Consider the following 16,055-nt stretch of genomic DNA (forward strand, 5'->3'; position numbering starts at 1 on the left):
AGTCACAGTGCCGCCCGGTACAACTCGACCATCTGGGTGTGCGTGGCGCTGCGTGGGTTCGTTGACATGCACGCGTCGCGGAGGGCGAAGTGCGCCAGCCGGTCGAGATCCTGCTCCCGGACGCCGAGCGCACCCAGCCCGCGCGGCACCCCGACGTCGCCGGCCAGTCGCTGCACCCGGTCCGCCACCGCCAGCGCCGCCTCCTCGGCGGTGCCGCGATGCTCGTCGAGGCCCAGGCTGCGGGCGATCTCCACGTAGGGCGTGGGGTCGGTGGAGGCGTTGAACCGGATGACGTGCGGGAGCAGGATCCCGTTGATCACCCCGTGCGGCAGGTCGAGCAGGCCGCCGACCTGGTGGCTCATCGCGTGCGCGGCACCGAGGATCGCGTTCGTGAACGCCAGTCCCGCCTCGAGGCTCGCCTGCGCCATCGCCGTCCGCGCCGCCATCCCCCGGGGATCGGTGATGGTGTGGGGAAGGTTCTCGGTGACCATCCCGACGGCCCGCAGCGCGTGGTGGTCGGTCAGCGGATTGTGCGCCAGCGAGACGAATGCCTCGATCCCGTGCGTCAGGGCGTCGAGTCCGGTCGCGGCGTTGAGCCATTCGGGCATGGTGGTGAGCAGACGCGGGTCGATGACGGTGACGTCGGGGACCAGGGAGCGTCCGATGATCGTGATCTTGGTGCCCCGCTCGGTGTCGGTGACGATGCAGAACTGGGACACGTCCGCACCGGTGCCCGAGGTGGTCGGGATCATCACCAGCGGCGGGATCGGGACCTCCGCGCGGTCCACGCCCTCGTAGTCGAGGATGTTGCCGCCGTTGGACGCCAACACCGCGACACCCTTCGTCGCGTCGATCACCGAACCGCCGCCGAGCGCGATCAGCACGTCACAGCCGTGCTCGCTGTACCGCTCGTGCCCGGCCGCGATCTCGTGGTCCTTCGGGTTCGGCGTCAGCCCGTGCCAGACCGTCGCGGTCAGGCCACATTCGCGCAGACATCCGAGGAACTCGTCGACCCAACCGGCCGCGATCAGCCCGTCGTCGGTCACCAGCATCGGGCGGGTCGCGCCCAACCGGACGGCCGCGTACGCCGCCTCCTGCAGCGAGCCGAGCCCGAACACGATCTCCGGGGCGTGGAACTTGACGGTCCGCGGAACGTCGCGGGGGGCCTCCGGCGGCACGGTCACGCCGTGAGGGGGATATGCGACAGACACCGGCGACGCTCTTCTCATCCGACCACGAACTGTGACACAGCTTACAGCTGCTGAATCCACAGTACCGACCCACCGGCCGGGCCCCCACACACCTTCGGGCAGGTCCGGACCTACCCGATCGGGTAGGTCCGGACCCGCCCGAAGGACGGGGCTCAGGACAGCGCGTGCGCCAGCTCCCCCGCCTTGGCGACCAGCTGCTCGGCGTCGCGGGCGATCACCACCCGGTCGCACACGTCGGCGTACTCGCTCATCGCGCAGGTCGCCTGGCCCCAGTAGCGGCGCGGCTCGGGCGTCACCCACGCCAGCCGGTGTGCCCGCCGGCGCAGGACTGCGAGCTGGTCGGCCTTCGCGGGCAGCCCGTTGCAGCGGGCGTCGCCGACGACCAGGACCGCGGTCCGCGAGTCCACCAGGTCGGTGCCGCCGCTCAGCACGCGGTCCAGCACCCGCCCGTAGTCGCTGCTCGCCTCGAGGTCGATGCGAGGGTCGGCCAGCACCGCCGCGAGGGCGTCGTCGCCGCCGCTGCGCAGCAGCACGTCCGTCACGTCGACCGGGTCGTCGACGAACGCAAGCACCCGGCAGCGGTCCGCCCGCCGGTGCATGGCCTGCGCCAGCCGCAGCGTGAACGCGGTGACCGGCCGCACCGAGAGCGAGACGTCCGCGAGGATCAGCAGGCGCACCCGGTCCGGGACCGGTGTCCGCGTGACCAGCCGGAAGGGGACGCCGTCGGTGCGCAGGCTCGCGCGCGTGGTGCGGGGCATGTCGAGGCCGCCGCGACCGTGGAGACGCGGCCGGGGCCGCGGGGCGCCGCGCATCCGGCGCAGCACCTCGTGGCAGGCCAGGTCCACGTCGGCGTGCGGGTCGCGTTCCTCGTCGAGTGCGCCTGCCGACGGGACCGCGCCGGGGGCGAGGCCGGCCTGCGCGGCCAGCGCGGCGACGAAGGACTCCACGGCCTCGGTCAGCCGGGTCAGCTGATCCTCGGTCAGGGCGTCCTCGTCACCGGTGCCGTCGCCATAGGTGCGGGACGGGTCGTACGCGTCGAGCCAGGCCAGGATCGCCGCCGGGTCGTCCCAGCTCAGCGTCCCCGATGCCACCGCACCGGACGCGTCCGCCAGCTGCCCGACCGTCGCCGCCCCGGCCCGCTCCACCTCGACGGTGTAGGTGACGCCGCGCCGGCCGGCGTCGGTCTCGGTGGAGACGGTCAGTTCGGTGTTCGGCGCGGAGACCGTGACGTCGTCGTCGTCGGTGTGCGGGTTGAATCCCATCGGCGACTCGGTGGAGTCGAAGTACTCTCCCGCCTCGGCGACCCGCTCGTTGTACTCGGCGTACCGGCCGATGTCGGAGTCCTCGGCGATCTCCATCTCCTCGGGCAGTCCGGTCGCCGACTCCTGGTGCGCCTGACCGAGGGGGGAATCCGTTGTCGGTGAGTAGGTTCCGCGGAACAGCGCGTCGAACGCGGCGTCGAAGCCGGCCTGTTCGTGCGCGTACTTCGCGCAGGTGGCGCGCAAGGCGGCCCGCAGCGCGTCGCTGTCACCTGCGCCGAGCAGGCCCAGCACCCGTCGCACCTCGATCACCTCGGCGGGAGACGCCGACACCCCGGCCCGCCGTAGCAGGCCGCCGAACAGCGCCGCCACCACGTCCAGCAGTTGCCGAGTGCCCACGTGCTGCGCCCTCCGCTCGGCCGGTGCCCCGGTGACTGCGCACTCGGCGGTCACGGTCACCGCCCCCGCAGTCCGGTGCCGCGCACGCTCGCCCCGCCGCGCTCGGCGCCGCCGGTGCCGCGGAAGGCCGCGGTGGTGGTGTTGGCGGGCGCCTCCGCGATCGTCACGGGGCGCGTCGGTCGATCGGAGCGCGTTGCGGGGGAATCCGTTTCGCCGTGCAGGCGACCCAGGGCGAGGTTGCGGTCGCTGGTGTACTTGAGCAGGGTGGCGTACAGCGTCCGCAGGGTCTCGTCGGAGACCGGCTCCCCGGCCGCGGTCAGCAGGGTCGCGGCCCGGCTCGCGTCGATGACCTCGGAGATCGACGGGCTCTTGCGCAGCGGCAGGTCCCGCAGCGTCCGGGCCAGTTCGACGACGTCGGCGGCGACCGCGGGTTCGACCTCGGGAGCGCGGGCGGTGACCACCTCCCGTTCCCGCTCGGGGGTCGGGAAGCCGAGGTGGAAGTGCAGGCAGCGGCGCTTGAGCGCCGGGGAGAGCTCCCTGGTGTCGTTGGAGGTCAACACCACCCACGGGGTCGAACGGGCGGTGACGGTGCCGATCTCCGGGATCGTGACCTGCTTCTCGGCCAGCACCTCCAGCAGCAGCGCCTCCAGCGACTCCTCGGTGCGGTCCACCTCGTCGACGAGCAGCACCACAGGCTGCTCGGAGAGCACCGACTCGAGCAGCGGCCGCACCGACAGGAACGCCTCCGAGTACAGACCGAAGTCACGACCGGCGAGGTGGCGGGATGCGGAGTCGAGGTCGGGCAGGCCGGCGGTGTCGGCGGTGATCCGGTCCCGCAACATCTGCACGTGCAGAAGTTGTTTCGCGTAGTCCCACTCGTAGAGCGCCCGGCTCGAGTCGAGGCCCTCGTAGCACTGCAGCCGCACCAGCCTGCGGCCGCTCGCCGCGGCCAGCGCCTTCGCCAGCTCGGTCTTGCCGACGCCCGCGGGGCCCTCGAGCAGCAGCGGCCGGTCCAGTGCGGTGGCCAGGTGGGTGACCGTCGCGAGGTCGGTGTCGGCGATGTAGTTCTGCTCGCGCAACGCGTCCACCAGCGCGGCGGCCGACGCGAAGGTGCGTGGATCGGTCATGGGCCCGATGACACGAGGTTCTGGGTGGATGTCCTCGTGCGGGAGGGTGGCCGAAGTCATTGCAGCGCTCCGTCTCTCGTGGATGGGTGGAACCCGCGGCCGGGGCGGGCAGGGGCAGGGGGTCTCGCCCCGGCCGCGGAAGGGGGTGCGGTCAGTACGTGCCGTTGATGCAGTGCCCGACGACCGGGATCATCGACTCCACCGTCACCTCGCGCGGGTTTCCGGGGGTGCACCAGTCGCCCTGGATGTGCTCGGAGATCGCCCGCACCGTCTTGTCGTCACCGGAGATCGACTCGCCCCGGCCCGTGTACTTGCCGGTGTTCATCTGGTTCTTCTCGTAGGTGTCGGTGCGCACCGACGCGAAGTTCTCCGGGATGCCGACGTCGCGGGAGAGCCGGATCGCCGCCTCGACCGCGGCGTCCGCGGCCTGCACCGTGGTCATGTTGCGAGTGTCGACGCCCATCGCGGTCGCAAGCCGGGCGAAGTGTTCGTAACGGGAGGGCAGGTTGTACTCCCACACCCTGGGCAGTGCGATCGCATTGTTGAGGCCGTGGTGGCTGTCGAAGAATGCGCTCATCGCGTGCGAGATGGAGTGGATGATGCCCAGGCCGCCCGAGTTGAACGCCTGCGCCGCAATGTATTGCGCGTTCATCATGCCCTCACGGGCTTTGAGGTTGCGCGGGTCGAACACCGCCTCGCGCAGGTTCTGCGCCACCAGCTCCGTCGCGTAGAGGGCGTTGCCGAGGGACGGGGCGAAGTCGAGCCGGGAGACGTACGGCTCGCTCGAGTGCGCCAGCACGTCGAAGCCGCAGTAGGCCGTGAAGTGCTGCGGGAGGCTGTAGTACAGCAGCGGGTCGTCGATCGCGAGGGTGACGATCGTGGCCTCGTCGAAGCCGACCCACTTGTGCGGATGGTCCATGTCGGAGGTGTCGGTGATGACGTACGCCCACGACGTCTCGGAGCCGGTGCCCGCGGTGGTGGAGACCGCGATGTGCGGTGGATTCTGCTTGTTGGTGGACTTGGCAAAGCCCTCGAACTCGTTGATGTTGCGGCCGTCGTGCGCGATCACCACGCGGGCGCCCTTCGCGGCGTCGTGGCTGGAGCCGCCACCGATGGAGATGATGCTGTCGCACTTCTCCGTCTGGTAGAGCGCCGCCGCCTCCATGACGTTGTAGTCCTTGGGGTTCGACTCCACCTTGTCGTACAGGACGACGTCGAGGCCCTGGTACTCGAGCTTGCCGATGATCTCCTCGATGATCCCCGACCCGCGCAGGCCGGTGGTCATCAACAGCACCCGCTGGAACCCGAGGTTCTTCGCCTCGACGCCGATGATGTCGTGGGCGCCGACGCCAAGGAGGGCGCGCGGGAAGGGATGGAACTCCTTGATGGGGAAGTCCCAGATCTGGTTGAGCTCGATGGCCATCGGAGGTCTCCTCGTGTCCGGTGCGCGTATGTGACGCGCGTCTCACGAGGGAACTCTGGTGGGCCGGATCACCCGGGCGGAAGGTGTCGGCGGCCGAACCGTCCGGTTGCCGTCGCCGAACCGTCCGATCGGGTAGGTGCCGCCGGGCCCGGGCGGTCAGCCTCCCGGAGCGGGCGGGGAACGAAGGGGCCGGGGATCAGGCGGCGCGGGCGAAGGTGGCCCAGGCGCGGGCCGCGACGCGTCCACTCTCGCCGACGGCGGTGAGGACGACGTCCACGCGCGGCTCCCCGTCGGCGGTGTACTCCTGCACCACCTCGCCCGAGCACGACAGCGGCTCGCCGGCCGGGGCCGCGGAGACGAGACGGGTGCGGAACCGGCGCACCGACTCCGCCCCGAGCCAGTCGGTGGCGTAGTTCGCCAGCATCCCCACCGTCGTGGTGTCGCCACCGGCGCCCTGCGTCCAGGCGTCGGCGATCAGGCGGCCGTCGGCGTCCCGGTACTCGGTGAGCCGGTCGTGCTCGCCGTCGCGGACGGTGACGGTCAGCAGGTCGCCCGCCCGCGGCGGCGTCCCGAAGAACCGGCAGTCGCGCTCGGCCGGGACGTCGTGCCCGCCGGCGATCGGGTCGGTGCCGCACAGGTAGGTGGGCGGAACCACGGCCCGGTCCTCCCGGTAGGCCCGGTGCGTGCACCCGGTCGCGTCCGCGAACGCGCGGATCCGGTCGGGGTCGACGGTGAACCGTCCGTCCGCCTGCAGGGTCGTCTCCATGTGCGCTACCTCCGATCGGTGCCGATGGCGTCACGCTAGGCGCCGCGAAGCGGCGGGGGCAGCGGCATTCCCGCTGATCGGGAGCACTGCGGAGGCGCCCGATCGCGGGCCCGTTCTCCCGCAGGATGGGACGTTCGGGTCCGATGTCGCGGGAACCCGGGTAGACGAGAGGGGCAACTCCGCGAGGCGGATCACCGCCGACCGTTGCCCGGCCCATGACGGGCGGGGCAGCGAGCCGTCGGCGGCGGCGAGGGCACCCTCCACTCGCGGGCGGGTACCGATGTCCGGCCGCCCGCGTGGCGTATCCTGGATCACTGAAAGGCATTGTCATGGCGAGTAATTCGGACGACCTCCGGCCGAGGTCGGCCGCCGAGGTCGAGCAGTGGGACTACGAAGCGGACGTCGTCGTCGCGGGTTTCGGTGTCGCCGGGGCGGCCGCCGTGGTCGGTGCCGCGCAGGACGGTGCCGAGGTGCTGGTGCTCGAGCGCACCGGAGGCTGGGGCGGCGCGGCCGCGATGGCCGGCGGCTTCATCTACATGGGCGGCGGCACCCCGCTGCAGAAGGCGTGCGGGTTCGAGGACACCGTCGACAACATGAAGGCCTTCATGAAGGCGGCGCTCGGACCGGGCACCGACGAGGCGAAGATCGACGCCTACTGCGAGGGCAGCGTCGACCATTACCACTGGCTCGTAGACGAGTGCGGCGTGCCGTTCAAGGAGAGTTTCTGGGGTGAGCCGGGCTGGGAGCCGCCGGGCGACGACGGCCTGCAGTACACCGGCGGCGAGAACGCGGCGCCGTTCAACGCGACGATCCCGCCGGCCCCGCGCGGTCACGTCCCGCAGATGCAGGACAAGCACGTCAGCTCCGAGAAGGGCGGCGGCTACATGCTGATGAAGCCGCTCACCGACAAGGCGACCGAGCTCGGTGTGCGGGCGGAGTACGACATGCGCGTGCAGACCCTGATCGTCGACGCCGACGGGCGTGTCGTCGGCGTCCAGGCCAAGCAGTACGGCAAGGACGTCACCGTCCGCGCCCGCAAGGGCGTGGTGCTGGCGACCGGCAGCTTCGCCTACAACAACCAGATGCTCGAGTCGTTCGCGCCGAAGATGGTCAACCGGCCCGCCGCCTCGATCGAGGAGCACGACGGCCGCGCGATCCGGATGGCGCAGGCGATCGGCGCCGATCTGGCGCACATGGATGCGGCGGAGGTGGCGTTCTTCTGCGATCCGCAGCTGTTCATCCGCGGCATCCTGGTCAACGGGCGCGGCCAGCGCTACATCAACGAGGACACCTACCCCGGCCGGGTCGGCCAGGCGACGCTGTACGAGAACCAGAACCAGGCGTTTCTGATCATCGACGAGGACGCCTACGAGGAGGGCCTGACCCGTCCGACGTCGAGCCCCCAGCTGCGGCACCGCCCGAAGTGGGTGGCGGAGACGGCCCTGGAGCTCGAGTCGGAGATCGGGCTGCCCGCCGGGTCGCTGCAGGCCACCGTCGAGGTGTACAACCGGCACGCCGCGAACGGGGAGGACCCGCTGCTCGGGAAGAAGCCGGAGTGGGTCAAGCCCATCGGCTCCCCGATCGCCGCGATCGACCTGCGCGGCATGACCGGCGGGTTCACCCTCGGCGGCCTGCGCACCAGCGTCGACTCCGAGGTGCTGCACGTCTCCGGGCAGCCGATTCCGGGCCTGTTCGCGGCCGGTCGCTGCACGTCCGGCGTCTGCGCCGGTGGCTACGCGAGCGGCGCCTCCCTCGGTGACGGCAGCTTCTTCGGCCGTCGGGCCGGGCAGAGCGCCGCGAAGGCCTGACCGCACCGGACCTCGCCGAGACCCCGGACCGATGCCATTCGGTCCGGGGTCTTCGTGTTCTCGGGTGAGCCGGGCCTGCGACCCTTCCGACCGGCGAGCTACCGGGTCGCGTGGGCTGCCCGGTAGGTCTCCCGGTCACGTCGCGCGTTCGTGTCGGTGAGCTCTGTGGATTCGTCGGCGACGTAGGCGGTTCCGGCGACGGCCATGACGAGCGCCCCGGCGATCCACGCCGTCCAGGCGGCGCCGTCGCCGGCGAACTGTCCGACCCACGGGGCTATGAACAGCACCAGGCCCACGATGGACAGCGCCCAGTGGTCCTTGGTCGGGTCCTTGGCGACCAGCGACCACAACGCGTAGATCGCGGTGATGGCCCCCAGGCCGAGTGTCAGGCCGGAGCCGATCGGGGTGGTATCCGCCCAGAACGACGCGGACATGGTGACGAGGCCGAGGAGCAGGGCCGCCCCTCCGGCGAACGTGCTGGAGAACTTCATGACTGACACCTCTCGATCGATACGCTACATGTAGTGTAGCTACATAGAGTGTAGCGTTATCGGGTCGAGTGGTGTTCCACGGAGTGAGGAGAACAACAGTGGCGTCGAGCGGTAGGCCGGCCGCCCCCGAGCAACGCATCGCGGACGCGGTCCTCGACCTGCTCCGGCTCAAGGGCCCGCGGGCGGTCACCATCGAGGGCGTGGCCACGCGAACCGGGATGGCGCGCACCACGATCTACCGTCGCTACCGCGACCGGGACGAAATGCTCACGGCTGCACTCGCGCCGATCGCCCAACCCGTCCCGCCCGCCGCGGATGCCACCGCCCGCGACGTGCTGGTCTGGTTGACCGAGCAGTCCCTGCGGTCGATCGACAGCGGAATCGGCTTCGGCGGCCTCGCCGCACTGGTGACCGACGAGGACCCCTCGTTCACCCACGTCATCCGGGCGATCCTGGTCCGGCACCGGGGCAGCCTGGCCGGCGTGGTGCGCGAGCACATCGCCCGCGGCACGGTCCGCGCGGACCTGGACGCCGACACCTTCATGGACTCGGTCGTCGGTGCCTACGTCGCCCACCGGGCCCGAGGGGCGGAAGACGAGGCCGGGATCGTCGATCGGGTCGTCGACACCCTGCTGCCCGCGTTCGCCCGGACACCCACCGGCGGGCGGTGATCCCGACCGGAGCCCTGCGGTCGGATTCGAAATCCGTCACGGAAAAGGCGCCCACTGACCGGGACCTCAGATGGCATAGTGCCGACCGGAGCCCGATGCTGTTGGGTGCCCGTCTCGTCAGGAGGAATCACATGAGCGCAGAACCGACCGCCGTCGCCGAGCACATCGAGCTGTCCGGCCCCGACGCCGCCACGCTGCGCAAGGTGATGAGCCACTTCTGCACCGGTGTCGCCGTCATCACCGCTCACGACGGCGAGCAGCCGCTCGGGTTCACTTGCCAGTCCGTCGTCTCGCTGTCCCTCGAGCCGCCGTTCGTCTCGTTCTGCCCGACCAAGACGTCGAAGAGCTGGCCGCTGCTGCGTGAGGCCCGCAACCTGTGCATCAACGTGCTCGCGCACGACCAGAAGGACATCTGCGGACAGTTCGCGACCAGCGGCGCCGACAAGTTCGCGGGCGTGTCGTGGTCCCCGGCCCAGAACGGCGCCCCCGCGCTCGACGGCACCCTGGCCCGGATCGACGCGACCGTCGAGGTCGAGCACGACGCCGGCGACCACACCATCGTCATCGCCCGCATCACCGACCTGACCGCCGACGTCGACCGGCAGCCGCTGCTCTTCTTCAAGGGCGGCTACGGAGATTTCGCCGCCCACTAGCCGGCGGATGTCTCAGGAGGCGGTGCGCTCGACCATCCCACCGAGAGCGATGACGTATTCGTCGGTGCCCTCGTCGAATTCGACGGTGTAGGTGGTCGGCGAGTACCCGGACTTCGGGTATGCCTGCGGCAACTCCAGGTCCTCGCGCAGCGTCGGCTTGGTCAGCATCCACTCGCGGGTCATCATCGGCTCGATGAAGGTGAACTCGCCGTCCCAGGACCCGTTGAGCAGCACCTCGGTGAAATCGAACTCCCCGGGCACCAGGCCATCCGCAGCGTTGCTCCAGTGGAGGCCCATCGCCGGCACCACGCTGGCCTCGGGTGGCCCCGGCGGGGGGACGTAATTCAGCGGAACGTACCGCGGATCCGGGAGTCGCGCCGCCTTGACCGCGAACTCGGGGTCGGCGGGGTCGATGCCGTGCACCTCGGCCGTGTCCGCTAGGTAGAAGTGCATGTCGAAATGCGGTTTGCCGAACAGCACCTGCGGGTCGTGCCCATTCGGGTTCCAGTCGAGCATGACGTGCTCGAAGACGGTGTCGCCTGCCTCGTCGGGCAGTGCGAGCATGAGCATCTGGGGTCGGGCATCGGGACCGGAGGGCAGGCCGTCCAGTGCCGCCGCCGACATCCGCAGGCCGACCTCGGCGGGGCGCCCGGCCGCGTCGAGTCGCACGAACGAGCGGGTGGTCCCGTCGCCGAGGTCCTGGCCAGGGCCGAAGTAGGTGGCGCCGTCGTTGTGACGGTCCGCGTCGGCGGCCCCGCACCCGGCCAGCGCGGCACCCACGCACAGCGCGGTTCCCGCGGCCACGGCGCGCCACTCAACCGGAAGAGTCATCGGTGTGTCCTTTCGGGCACGCGCCGCCCGGCGCCGCCCCACGATCGTCTGGTCGTCACCGAGACTGGTGGTCGGCGCCGCCACCGAACATCCCAGAATCCTGGGTTGTTCCGATCCCGGTATCTCGGGGCGGACGCCACCCGCGCGTGCGGAGCCGGGCGAGACGCCCGGCCCGGCGGGGCCTGGCGCATCTCACTGAGCAGGATCACCACATCGAGGCGAAGACCCTTCCCTTCGTCCGGGATCCCGCCCTCTACCGGGCCGATGCTCCGGTGAGTATCGGCAGGAAGGTCTCGGCGATCGCCCGGTGCCCGGCCGGATTGGCGTGAATGTCCTTGTAGCCGGTGCACATCCACGTCCACAGGCAGACCTGGGCGACGTTGTGTGGCTGCGTCCCGAGGCCGGGCACGGCAACGGGATTCCCGAAGTCGTTGGTGGAGAACGCGGCCGCGACGTCGGCGGTCTTCCAGCCGGCCCCGGAGTTCGCGGTGACGATCGTCGAGCCGAGAACGTTGTCGGCGCCGGTGGTCGCGACCGCGACGGCCTGTCCGGTGGTTCCGGTCGGCCAGCTCGCGAGGGTCGGGTTGTAGTAGGTCATCCCGACGTAGGCGGGCCCCTCACCGCCCGCGGCGCGCAGTTGACGGTTGATCGTCGCGAGGTTGGTGCCGATCGTCGCCAGGGCGTTCGCGACGCACCCGACGTCGGGCACTCCGGACGAGCCCGGCGAGCCGGAGCCGCCGCCGCGAATGCAGGGGTAGACGTCGTTCGCGCCGAGGTCCTCGGTGACGTACCGGACCTGTCCCCGGTGCGCGGTGATGAACTTCGTCGCGGCGTCGAGTTGCGAGGTCGCGCCGTCGTACGTGCACCGCCCGCCGTTGATCATGGTCGCGGTGGATTCCCCGCTGCACCCGAGCCGGATGTGCTGCAGGTTGGGATCGGACGCGCGGAGCGTGGCGAACAGGTCGTCGGTGTAGGAGACGGGCTCGTCCTTCCGGGTGTCGGGCTGGTAGCCGGCGGCCAGGGAGTCGCCCAGCGAGACGTAGTAGGTGGGTTCGGCCGCGGTTGCCTCGGGGACCCCCACGGCGCACACCGCGACGAAGGAGAGCATCGCGGCGACGGAGAACGAGACAAAGCGGAACAAGGGGGCAGGAACGGCTTTCGCGCGCATCTCGACGCTCCAGGTCGTGTCGGCGGTTGCATCGAGCGTAGGTCGGCCGGGCCGTGGATGAGCCCGGGACGGCGTCGATCGTTACTCCACGGTGACCGCACAGCCAGGGGATTTCCGGTGTTTCCACCGCGGCGGCCGTAACGCACCGGCGCCCGCCCGCACCCGACGGGCAATTCGAGAGTTCTCCCGCTCCCCGGGAGAACGGGGGTTCGTTCCGAGACGGACGTGGCTACCGTCGCACCCGCAGCACCCCCGAAACCCTGGAGTCATCACATGGCCTTCGAAGACGACATCCGTTCCGCAGTCGCCACCTACCTGGACGCGGTCGCCGGTGGCACGTCCGCCGACATCGCTGCCCTGTACGCCGAGGGGGCCACCCTCGAGGACCCGGTCGGCAGCGAGCCGAAGGTCGGGCGGGAGGAGATCGAGAAGTTCTACTCGGCTCTCGACGCCGTCCGCAACCGCACCGAACTGCTGGCCGTCAAGGTCGCGGGAAACACCGCCGCCTTCCACTTCCGGGTCGTCACCGAGACCGGGGACCAGACGATCACCATCGAACCGATCGACGTCATGACCTTCGACGACCAGGCCCGCATCACCAGCATGCGCGCGGTGTGGTCGCCGTCCGACATGACCGTCGCCTGACGGGGGACGAACATGACCGAAACCGAGAACTGGGACCACGAGGTCGATTTCGTCGTGGTCGGCAGCGGCTGTGGTGGACTCACCGGTGCGCTCGCGGCGAAGGACGGCGGGCTGGACACGCTGATCGTGGAGAAGGCGTCGGTCTACGGCGGGACCACCGCCCTGTCCGGCGGCAACATCTGGATCCCGAACAATCCGACCCTGCGGCGCGCGGGTCTCGCGGACTCGCGGGAGGACGTGCGCCGCTACCTCGACGCCGTGATCGGCGACCGGGTCCCGTCGGCGAACGTCGACGCGTTCATCGACGAGGGCCCGGCCACGATGGAGTTCCTGGAGTCCGCCGGACCGCACATGCGGTTCCAGTGGTGCACCGGCTACTCCGACTACCACCCCGAGCAGCCCGGCGGACGCCCGCGGGGGCGGACGATCGAGCCGTTGCCGTTCGACCTCAAGCGGCTCGGCGAGGACGAAAAGCTGCTGCGGCCCGGTGCTTTGGCGACTCCCGCGGGTCTGTACATCACGTCCAAGGAGTTCGCGAAGCTGAACATGGTGATGCGCACCTGGGCGGGACGCCGGGCGGCGCTGGCCACCGGGTGGCGCGCGGTCAAGAGCCTCGTGCTGCGTCGGCACATGGAGACTCTCGGTCAGGCGCTGATCGCGCGGCTGCGACTGACCGTCAAGGACGCGGGCATTCCGCTGTGGCTCGACAGCCCGATGCGGGAGCTGATCACCGATTCCTCGGGCGCGGTGGTCGGCCTGCTCGTCCGCCGCGACGGTGCGGACCTGCGGATCCGCGCCCGGCGCGGGGTGCTGCTGGCCAGCGGCGGATTCGAGCAGGGCGAGCAGATGCGCAAGAAGTACCTGCGCGAGGGTGGCAAGGACAACTACAGCGCCGGGGCGGTGGACAACACCGGTGACGGGATCGTCGCCGGTGAAAAGGTCGGGGCAGCACTGGATCTGATGGACGATGCCTGGTGGATGCCGTCCTTCCGGCGGCCCGACGGCATCATGCACGTGCTGGTGTCGGAGCGGTCGATCCCCCGCTCGATCATCGTGGACCAGTCGGGTCGGCGCTTCACCAACGAGGCGGCACCGTACGTGACGTTCGTGCACGAGCAGATCGCCGGTCGGCACGACCCGATCTGGTTCGTCTTCGACGGAAAGGCGAAGAACCGCTACCAGTTCGGTGGCGTGATGCCGGGGCAGAAGTTCCCGAGGTCGTGGTTCGCGACCGGGCTGATGCATCGGGCGGAGTCGATCGAGGAGCTGGCCGTGTCGATCGGGTTGCCTGCGGTGCAGTTGGCCGAGACGGTGGACCGGTTCAACGGGTTCGCCCGGGCCGGCCGGGACGAGGACTTCGGTCGCGGTGACAGCGCGTACGACAACTACTACGGCGACCCCACGCTCCCGGCGCCGACGCTGGACGTGATCGACAGCGGACCGTTCTACGCGGTCCGGATGGCCGCGGGCGACCTCGGCACCAAGGGCGGGATGGTCTACGACGAGCACGCCCGGGTGCTGCGCGCCGACGGTTCGGTGATCGAGGGTCTGTACGCCACGGGCAACACGTCGGCCGCGGTCATGGGTCACGACTACGCCGGTGCGGGCGCGACGATCGGACCGGCGATGGTGTTCGGCTACATCGGCGCTCGGCACGCCGCCGGACACTGACGCGAAGACCGTTCTGCGGCCGCCTGGGCCCGAGCGGGCTTGATCCCGGAATCCCCGGGGCACAACGGAATCCACGTCATGTGGACCCGATGTTGCCCCGGGGATTCGTCGTTTCGGCACCCGTCCCACGGGCGTCCCGCTGACTGGAACACGGTGTGGTGCGCGACACACAGCGGAGAGTGTGATGTGGGCAACACGATTGACCGGCTGTCCGGTGAATGTGTCTGCCAACCATCACATCTCGGCCCGATCCTCGAATCAGGACTTCGACGGCCGGTCCGGGAATCCGGAAGGAACCCCCATGGTCACAGGACCACAGGCCGCAGCGCCGGCCGAGCACGCCGCCCAGACGTGGACGCCCCGACTGATCTTCTCGCTGGCCTCGATCGTGCTGCTCCTCGAGATGCTCGCGGTCAGCTACATGATGATCTCGATGGCGTTGCCCGCCATCGCCGCCCACTACCAGACCACCCAGGGCGCCTGGCTGCTCACGTCCTTCCTGCTCGTCGGCGCAGTCACCGCCCCGTTGATCGGCAAGCTCGCGGACATGTACGGCAAGCGGCGGCTCCTGCTCGTGTGTGTGGCCGTCGCGGCGCTCGGTTCGCTGGTCTCCGCCCTCGCAGGCAGCTACGCCGTCCTCGTCGCCGGTCGCGCGCTGTCGGGCCTGCTGGTCCCGTGCCTGTTCCTGAGCTACTCGTTGGTCCGGGACGTCTTCCCGCAGCGGACCGTCGCGTTGGCCGTCAGTATCGCCACCAGCGGGATGGGCCTGATCGCGATCCCCGCCCCCTTCCTCACGGGCTGGCTCATCGACAATCACGGGTTCCGCAGCATCTTCTGGTTCTTCGTGATCGGTCTCGTCGTGCTCGGCGCGATGATCGTGGTCTCCACCGACGAGTCGGCGGTGCGGTTGCGTTCGCGTATCGACCTGATCGGCGCGGTACTGCTCGGCGCCGGTATCGCCGGTGTGTTGATCGCGGTCAGCTTCGGACCCACCTGGGGCTGGAGCAGCGGTTCGACCCTGGCCTACCTCGTCGGCGGCATCGTGCTGATCGGTGCCTGGCTGATTTCGGCCCGCACCGTGCGGGAGCCGCTGATCGACCTCGACGTGCTCAGGCAGCGTCCGGTCCTGCTCACCGCCGTCGGTGCCGGCTTCTGCTACGGATCCAGCGGACTGTTCACCATCCTGCTTCCGATGCTCGCGATGACCCCGGCCGTCCTGGGTCTCGGCTACGGATTCGGTGTCAGTGCAGAGGGATTCGCCATCTTCCAGGCGCCGATCGGCGGCATGGTCGTCATCGGCGGCATCATCGTCGGCATGCTCGTCGGTCGCGGCATCCGGCCGCGGCCGCTCATGGTGATCGGGATGCTCGGTATGGCCGCCGGTTTCCTCTGCGTCGCGATGGTGCACGACGACAAGGCGCTGCTGATCGTGTTCGCCGGCCTGTTCGGAACCGGAATGGGCATGGCGTACGCGTCGATCCCGAACCTGCTCATCGAGGCCGTGCCGCCGCAACTGCAGGCGAGCACCGCGAGCATCGTCGGTGTCTTCCAGTCGGTGTTCCCGGCGGTGTTGCCGGTCGTCGCGTTCACGGTCATGAACAACTCGCACATCGCCCCGATCCCGCTGGAGATGACCCAGGGTGTGGTTTTCTACACGGACAAGGGCTTCCAGGTCGCCTTCCTGATCGGCGCGGTCGCCGCGCTCATCGGTGCGCTGGTGGCGTTCGCACTGCCGCGCCGTATCGAACAGGTCGCCGTCCCCGCCGCCGTCGGCGTGGACCCCTCCGAGCCGGCTCTCGTCACCGACTGACCCGGCACCCGCTTCCCCCGGTCGGCGCAATGTCACAGCGTGCGCGTCAGGTGAGTGCACTCTGTGCGGGCACGTGGACCGAACGGCGCCTACATTCACGACCGGCGCGGTGAGGACGGCGA

At 70.1% G+C, this 16,055-nt stretch carries 14 protein-coding genes; 6 read left to right on the plus strand and 8 right to left on the minus strand.

From position 1 onward, the window contains the following. Positions 1-2: 2 nt before the first annotated feature. The 5 genes from ACWEPG_RS14730 to ACWEPG_RS14750 form a co-directional block, all read right to left on the minus strand. Positions 3-1,211, minus strand: a complete 1,209-nt coding sequence (locus tag ACWEPG_RS14730; RefSeq protein ID WP_450113810.1) for an iron-containing alcohol dehydrogenase — start codon at positions 1,209-1,211, stop codon at positions 3-5. 152 nt (positions 1,212-1,363) lie between these two features. After that, entirely contained in the window at positions 1,364-2,869 is a 1,506-nt protein-coding gene (gene madC, locus ACWEPG_RS14735; RefSeq protein WP_452594674.1) for a MadC family VWA domain-containing protein, read from the minus strand. Between the two features lie 56 nt (positions 2,870-2,925). Then, positions 2,926-3,996 carry a MadB family AAA-type ATPase gene (locus ACWEPG_RS14740; protein ID WP_452594675.1) on the minus strand — a complete coding sequence of 357 codons (1,071 nt, stop codon included), beginning with the start codon at positions 3,994-3,996 and terminating at the stop codon, positions 2,926-2,928. A gap of 151 nt (positions 3,997-4,147) precedes the next feature. Further along, positions 4,148-5,419, minus strand: a complete 1,272-nt coding sequence (gene mdo, locus ACWEPG_RS14745; RefSeq protein ID WP_450113807.1) for an NDMA-dependent methanol dehydrogenase — start codon at positions 5,417-5,419, stop codon at positions 4,148-4,150. A 196-nt stretch (positions 5,420-5,615) separates the two neighbouring features. Beyond that, positions 5,616-6,185 carry a hypothetical protein gene (locus tag ACWEPG_RS14750; protein ID WP_452594676.1) on the minus strand — a complete coding sequence of 190 codons (570 nt, stop codon included), beginning with the start codon at positions 6,183-6,185 and terminating at the stop codon, positions 5,616-5,618. 329 nt (positions 6,186-6,514) lie between these two features. Between ACWEPG_RS14750 and ACWEPG_RS14755 the strand changes: the two genes are divergently transcribed. After that, complete coding sequence (locus ACWEPG_RS14755) at positions 6,515-7,993, plus strand: FAD-dependent oxidoreductase (protein ID WP_452594677.1); 1,479 nt, start codon at positions 6,515-6,517, stop codon at positions 7,991-7,993. Between the two features lie 98 nt (positions 7,994-8,091). Here ACWEPG_RS14755 and ACWEPG_RS14760 read toward each other — a convergent pair whose 3' ends face one another. Then, entirely contained in the window at positions 8,092-8,484 is a 393-nt protein-coding gene (locus ACWEPG_RS14760; protein ID WP_450114911.1) for an SPW repeat protein, read from the minus strand. Between the two features lie 98 nt (positions 8,485-8,582). Between ACWEPG_RS14760 and ACWEPG_RS14765 the strand changes: the two genes are divergently transcribed. Both ACWEPG_RS14765 and ACWEPG_RS14770 read left to right on the plus strand, forming a co-directional pair. Then, on the plus strand, positions 8,583-9,155 hold the full coding sequence (locus ACWEPG_RS14765) for a TetR/AcrR family transcriptional regulator (protein ID WP_450114912.1): 573 nt from the start codon (positions 8,583-8,585) through the stop codon (positions 9,153-9,155). A 131-nt stretch (positions 9,156-9,286) separates the two neighbouring features. Continuing rightward, positions 9,287-9,808 (plus strand): flavin reductase family protein, encoded by a 522-nt coding sequence (locus ACWEPG_RS14770; RefSeq protein WP_450114913.1) that lies wholly within the window; start codon positions 9,287-9,289, stop codon positions 9,806-9,808. A 12-nt stretch (positions 9,809-9,820) separates the two neighbouring features. Here ACWEPG_RS14770 and ACWEPG_RS14775 read toward each other — a convergent pair whose 3' ends face one another. After that, complete coding sequence (locus tag ACWEPG_RS14775) at positions 9,821-10,639, minus strand: DUF5602 domain-containing protein (RefSeq protein ID WP_450114914.1); 819 nt, start codon at positions 10,637-10,639, stop codon at positions 9,821-9,823. A gap of 253 nt (positions 10,640-10,892) precedes the next feature. Continuing rightward, on the minus strand, positions 10,893-11,807 hold the full coding sequence (locus tag ACWEPG_RS14780; RefSeq protein ID WP_452594678.1) for an SGNH/GDSL hydrolase family protein: 915 nt from the start codon (positions 11,805-11,807) through the stop codon (positions 10,893-10,895). A 273-nt stretch (positions 11,808-12,080) separates the two neighbouring features. Here ACWEPG_RS14780 and ACWEPG_RS14785 point away from each other — a divergent pair, with 273 nt between their 5' ends. From ACWEPG_RS14785 to ACWEPG_RS14795, 3 genes are all read left to right on the plus strand, one after another. After that, a complete protein-coding gene (locus ACWEPG_RS14785; protein WP_450114916.1) occupies positions 12,081-12,452 on the plus strand; it encodes a nuclear transport factor 2 family protein in 372 nt (123 codons plus the stop codon). A gap of 12 nt (positions 12,453-12,464) precedes the next feature. Continuing rightward, the gene (locus ACWEPG_RS14790) at positions 12,465-14,123 is read left to right on the plus strand and encodes an FAD-binding protein (protein WP_452594679.1); all 1,659 of its coding nucleotides are present in this window, start codon (positions 12,465-12,467) and stop codon (positions 14,121-14,123) included. Positions 14,124-14,424: 301 nt separating this feature from the next. Further along, positions 14,425-15,933, plus strand: a complete 1,509-nt coding sequence (locus ACWEPG_RS14795; protein WP_452594680.1) for an MFS transporter — start codon at positions 14,425-14,427, stop codon at positions 15,931-15,933. Positions 15,934-16,055 lie beyond the last annotated feature (122 nt).

The sequence above is a fragment of the Rhodococcus sp. NPDC004095 genome, from assembly GCF_053604015.1.

Bases quoted from the DNA above. Each gene is read 5' to 3' on its own strand.
- ACWEPG_RS14755 (WP_452594677.1), top strand. From the start codon at position 6,515: ATGGCGAGTAATTCGGACGACCTCCGGCCGAGGTCGGCCGCCGAGGTC.
- ACWEPG_RS14770 (WP_450114913.1), top strand. From the start codon at position 9,287: ATGAGCGCAGAACCGACCGCCGTCGCCGAGCACATCGAGCTGTCCGGC.
- ACWEPG_RS14780 (WP_452594678.1), bottom strand. From the start codon at position 11,807: ATGCGCGCGAAAGCCGTTCCTGCCCCCTTGTTCCGCTTTGTCTCGTTC.
- ACWEPG_RS14775 (WP_450114914.1), bottom strand. From the start codon at position 10,639: ATGACTCTTCCGGTTGAGTGGCGCGCCGTGGCCGCGGGAACCGCGCTG.
- ACWEPG_RS14790 (WP_452594679.1), top strand. From the start codon at position 12,465: ATGACCGAAACCGAGAACTGGGACCACGAGGTCGATTTCGTCGTGGTC.
- ACWEPG_RS14760 (WP_450114911.1), bottom strand. From the start codon at position 8,484: ATGAAGTTCTCCAGCACGTTCGCCGGAGGGGCGGCCCTGCTCCTCGGC.
- ACWEPG_RS14750 (WP_452594676.1), bottom strand. From the start codon at position 6,185: ATGGAGACGACCCTGCAGGCGGACGGACGGTTCACCGTCGACCCCGAC.
- ACWEPG_RS14785 (WP_450114916.1), top strand. From the start codon at position 12,081: ATGGCCTTCGAAGACGACATCCGTTCCGCAGTCGCCACCTACCTGGAC.
- ACWEPG_RS14795 (WP_452594680.1), top strand. From the start codon at position 14,425: ATGGTCACAGGACCACAGGCCGCAGCGCCGGCCGAGCACGCCGCCCAG.
- mdo (WP_450113807.1), bottom strand. From the start codon at position 5,419: ATGGCCATCGAGCTCAACCAGATCTGGGACTTCCCCATCAAGGAGTTC.
- ACWEPG_RS14740 (WP_452594675.1), bottom strand. From the start codon at position 3,996: ATGACCGATCCACGCACCTTCGCGTCGGCCGCCGCGCTGGTGGACGCG.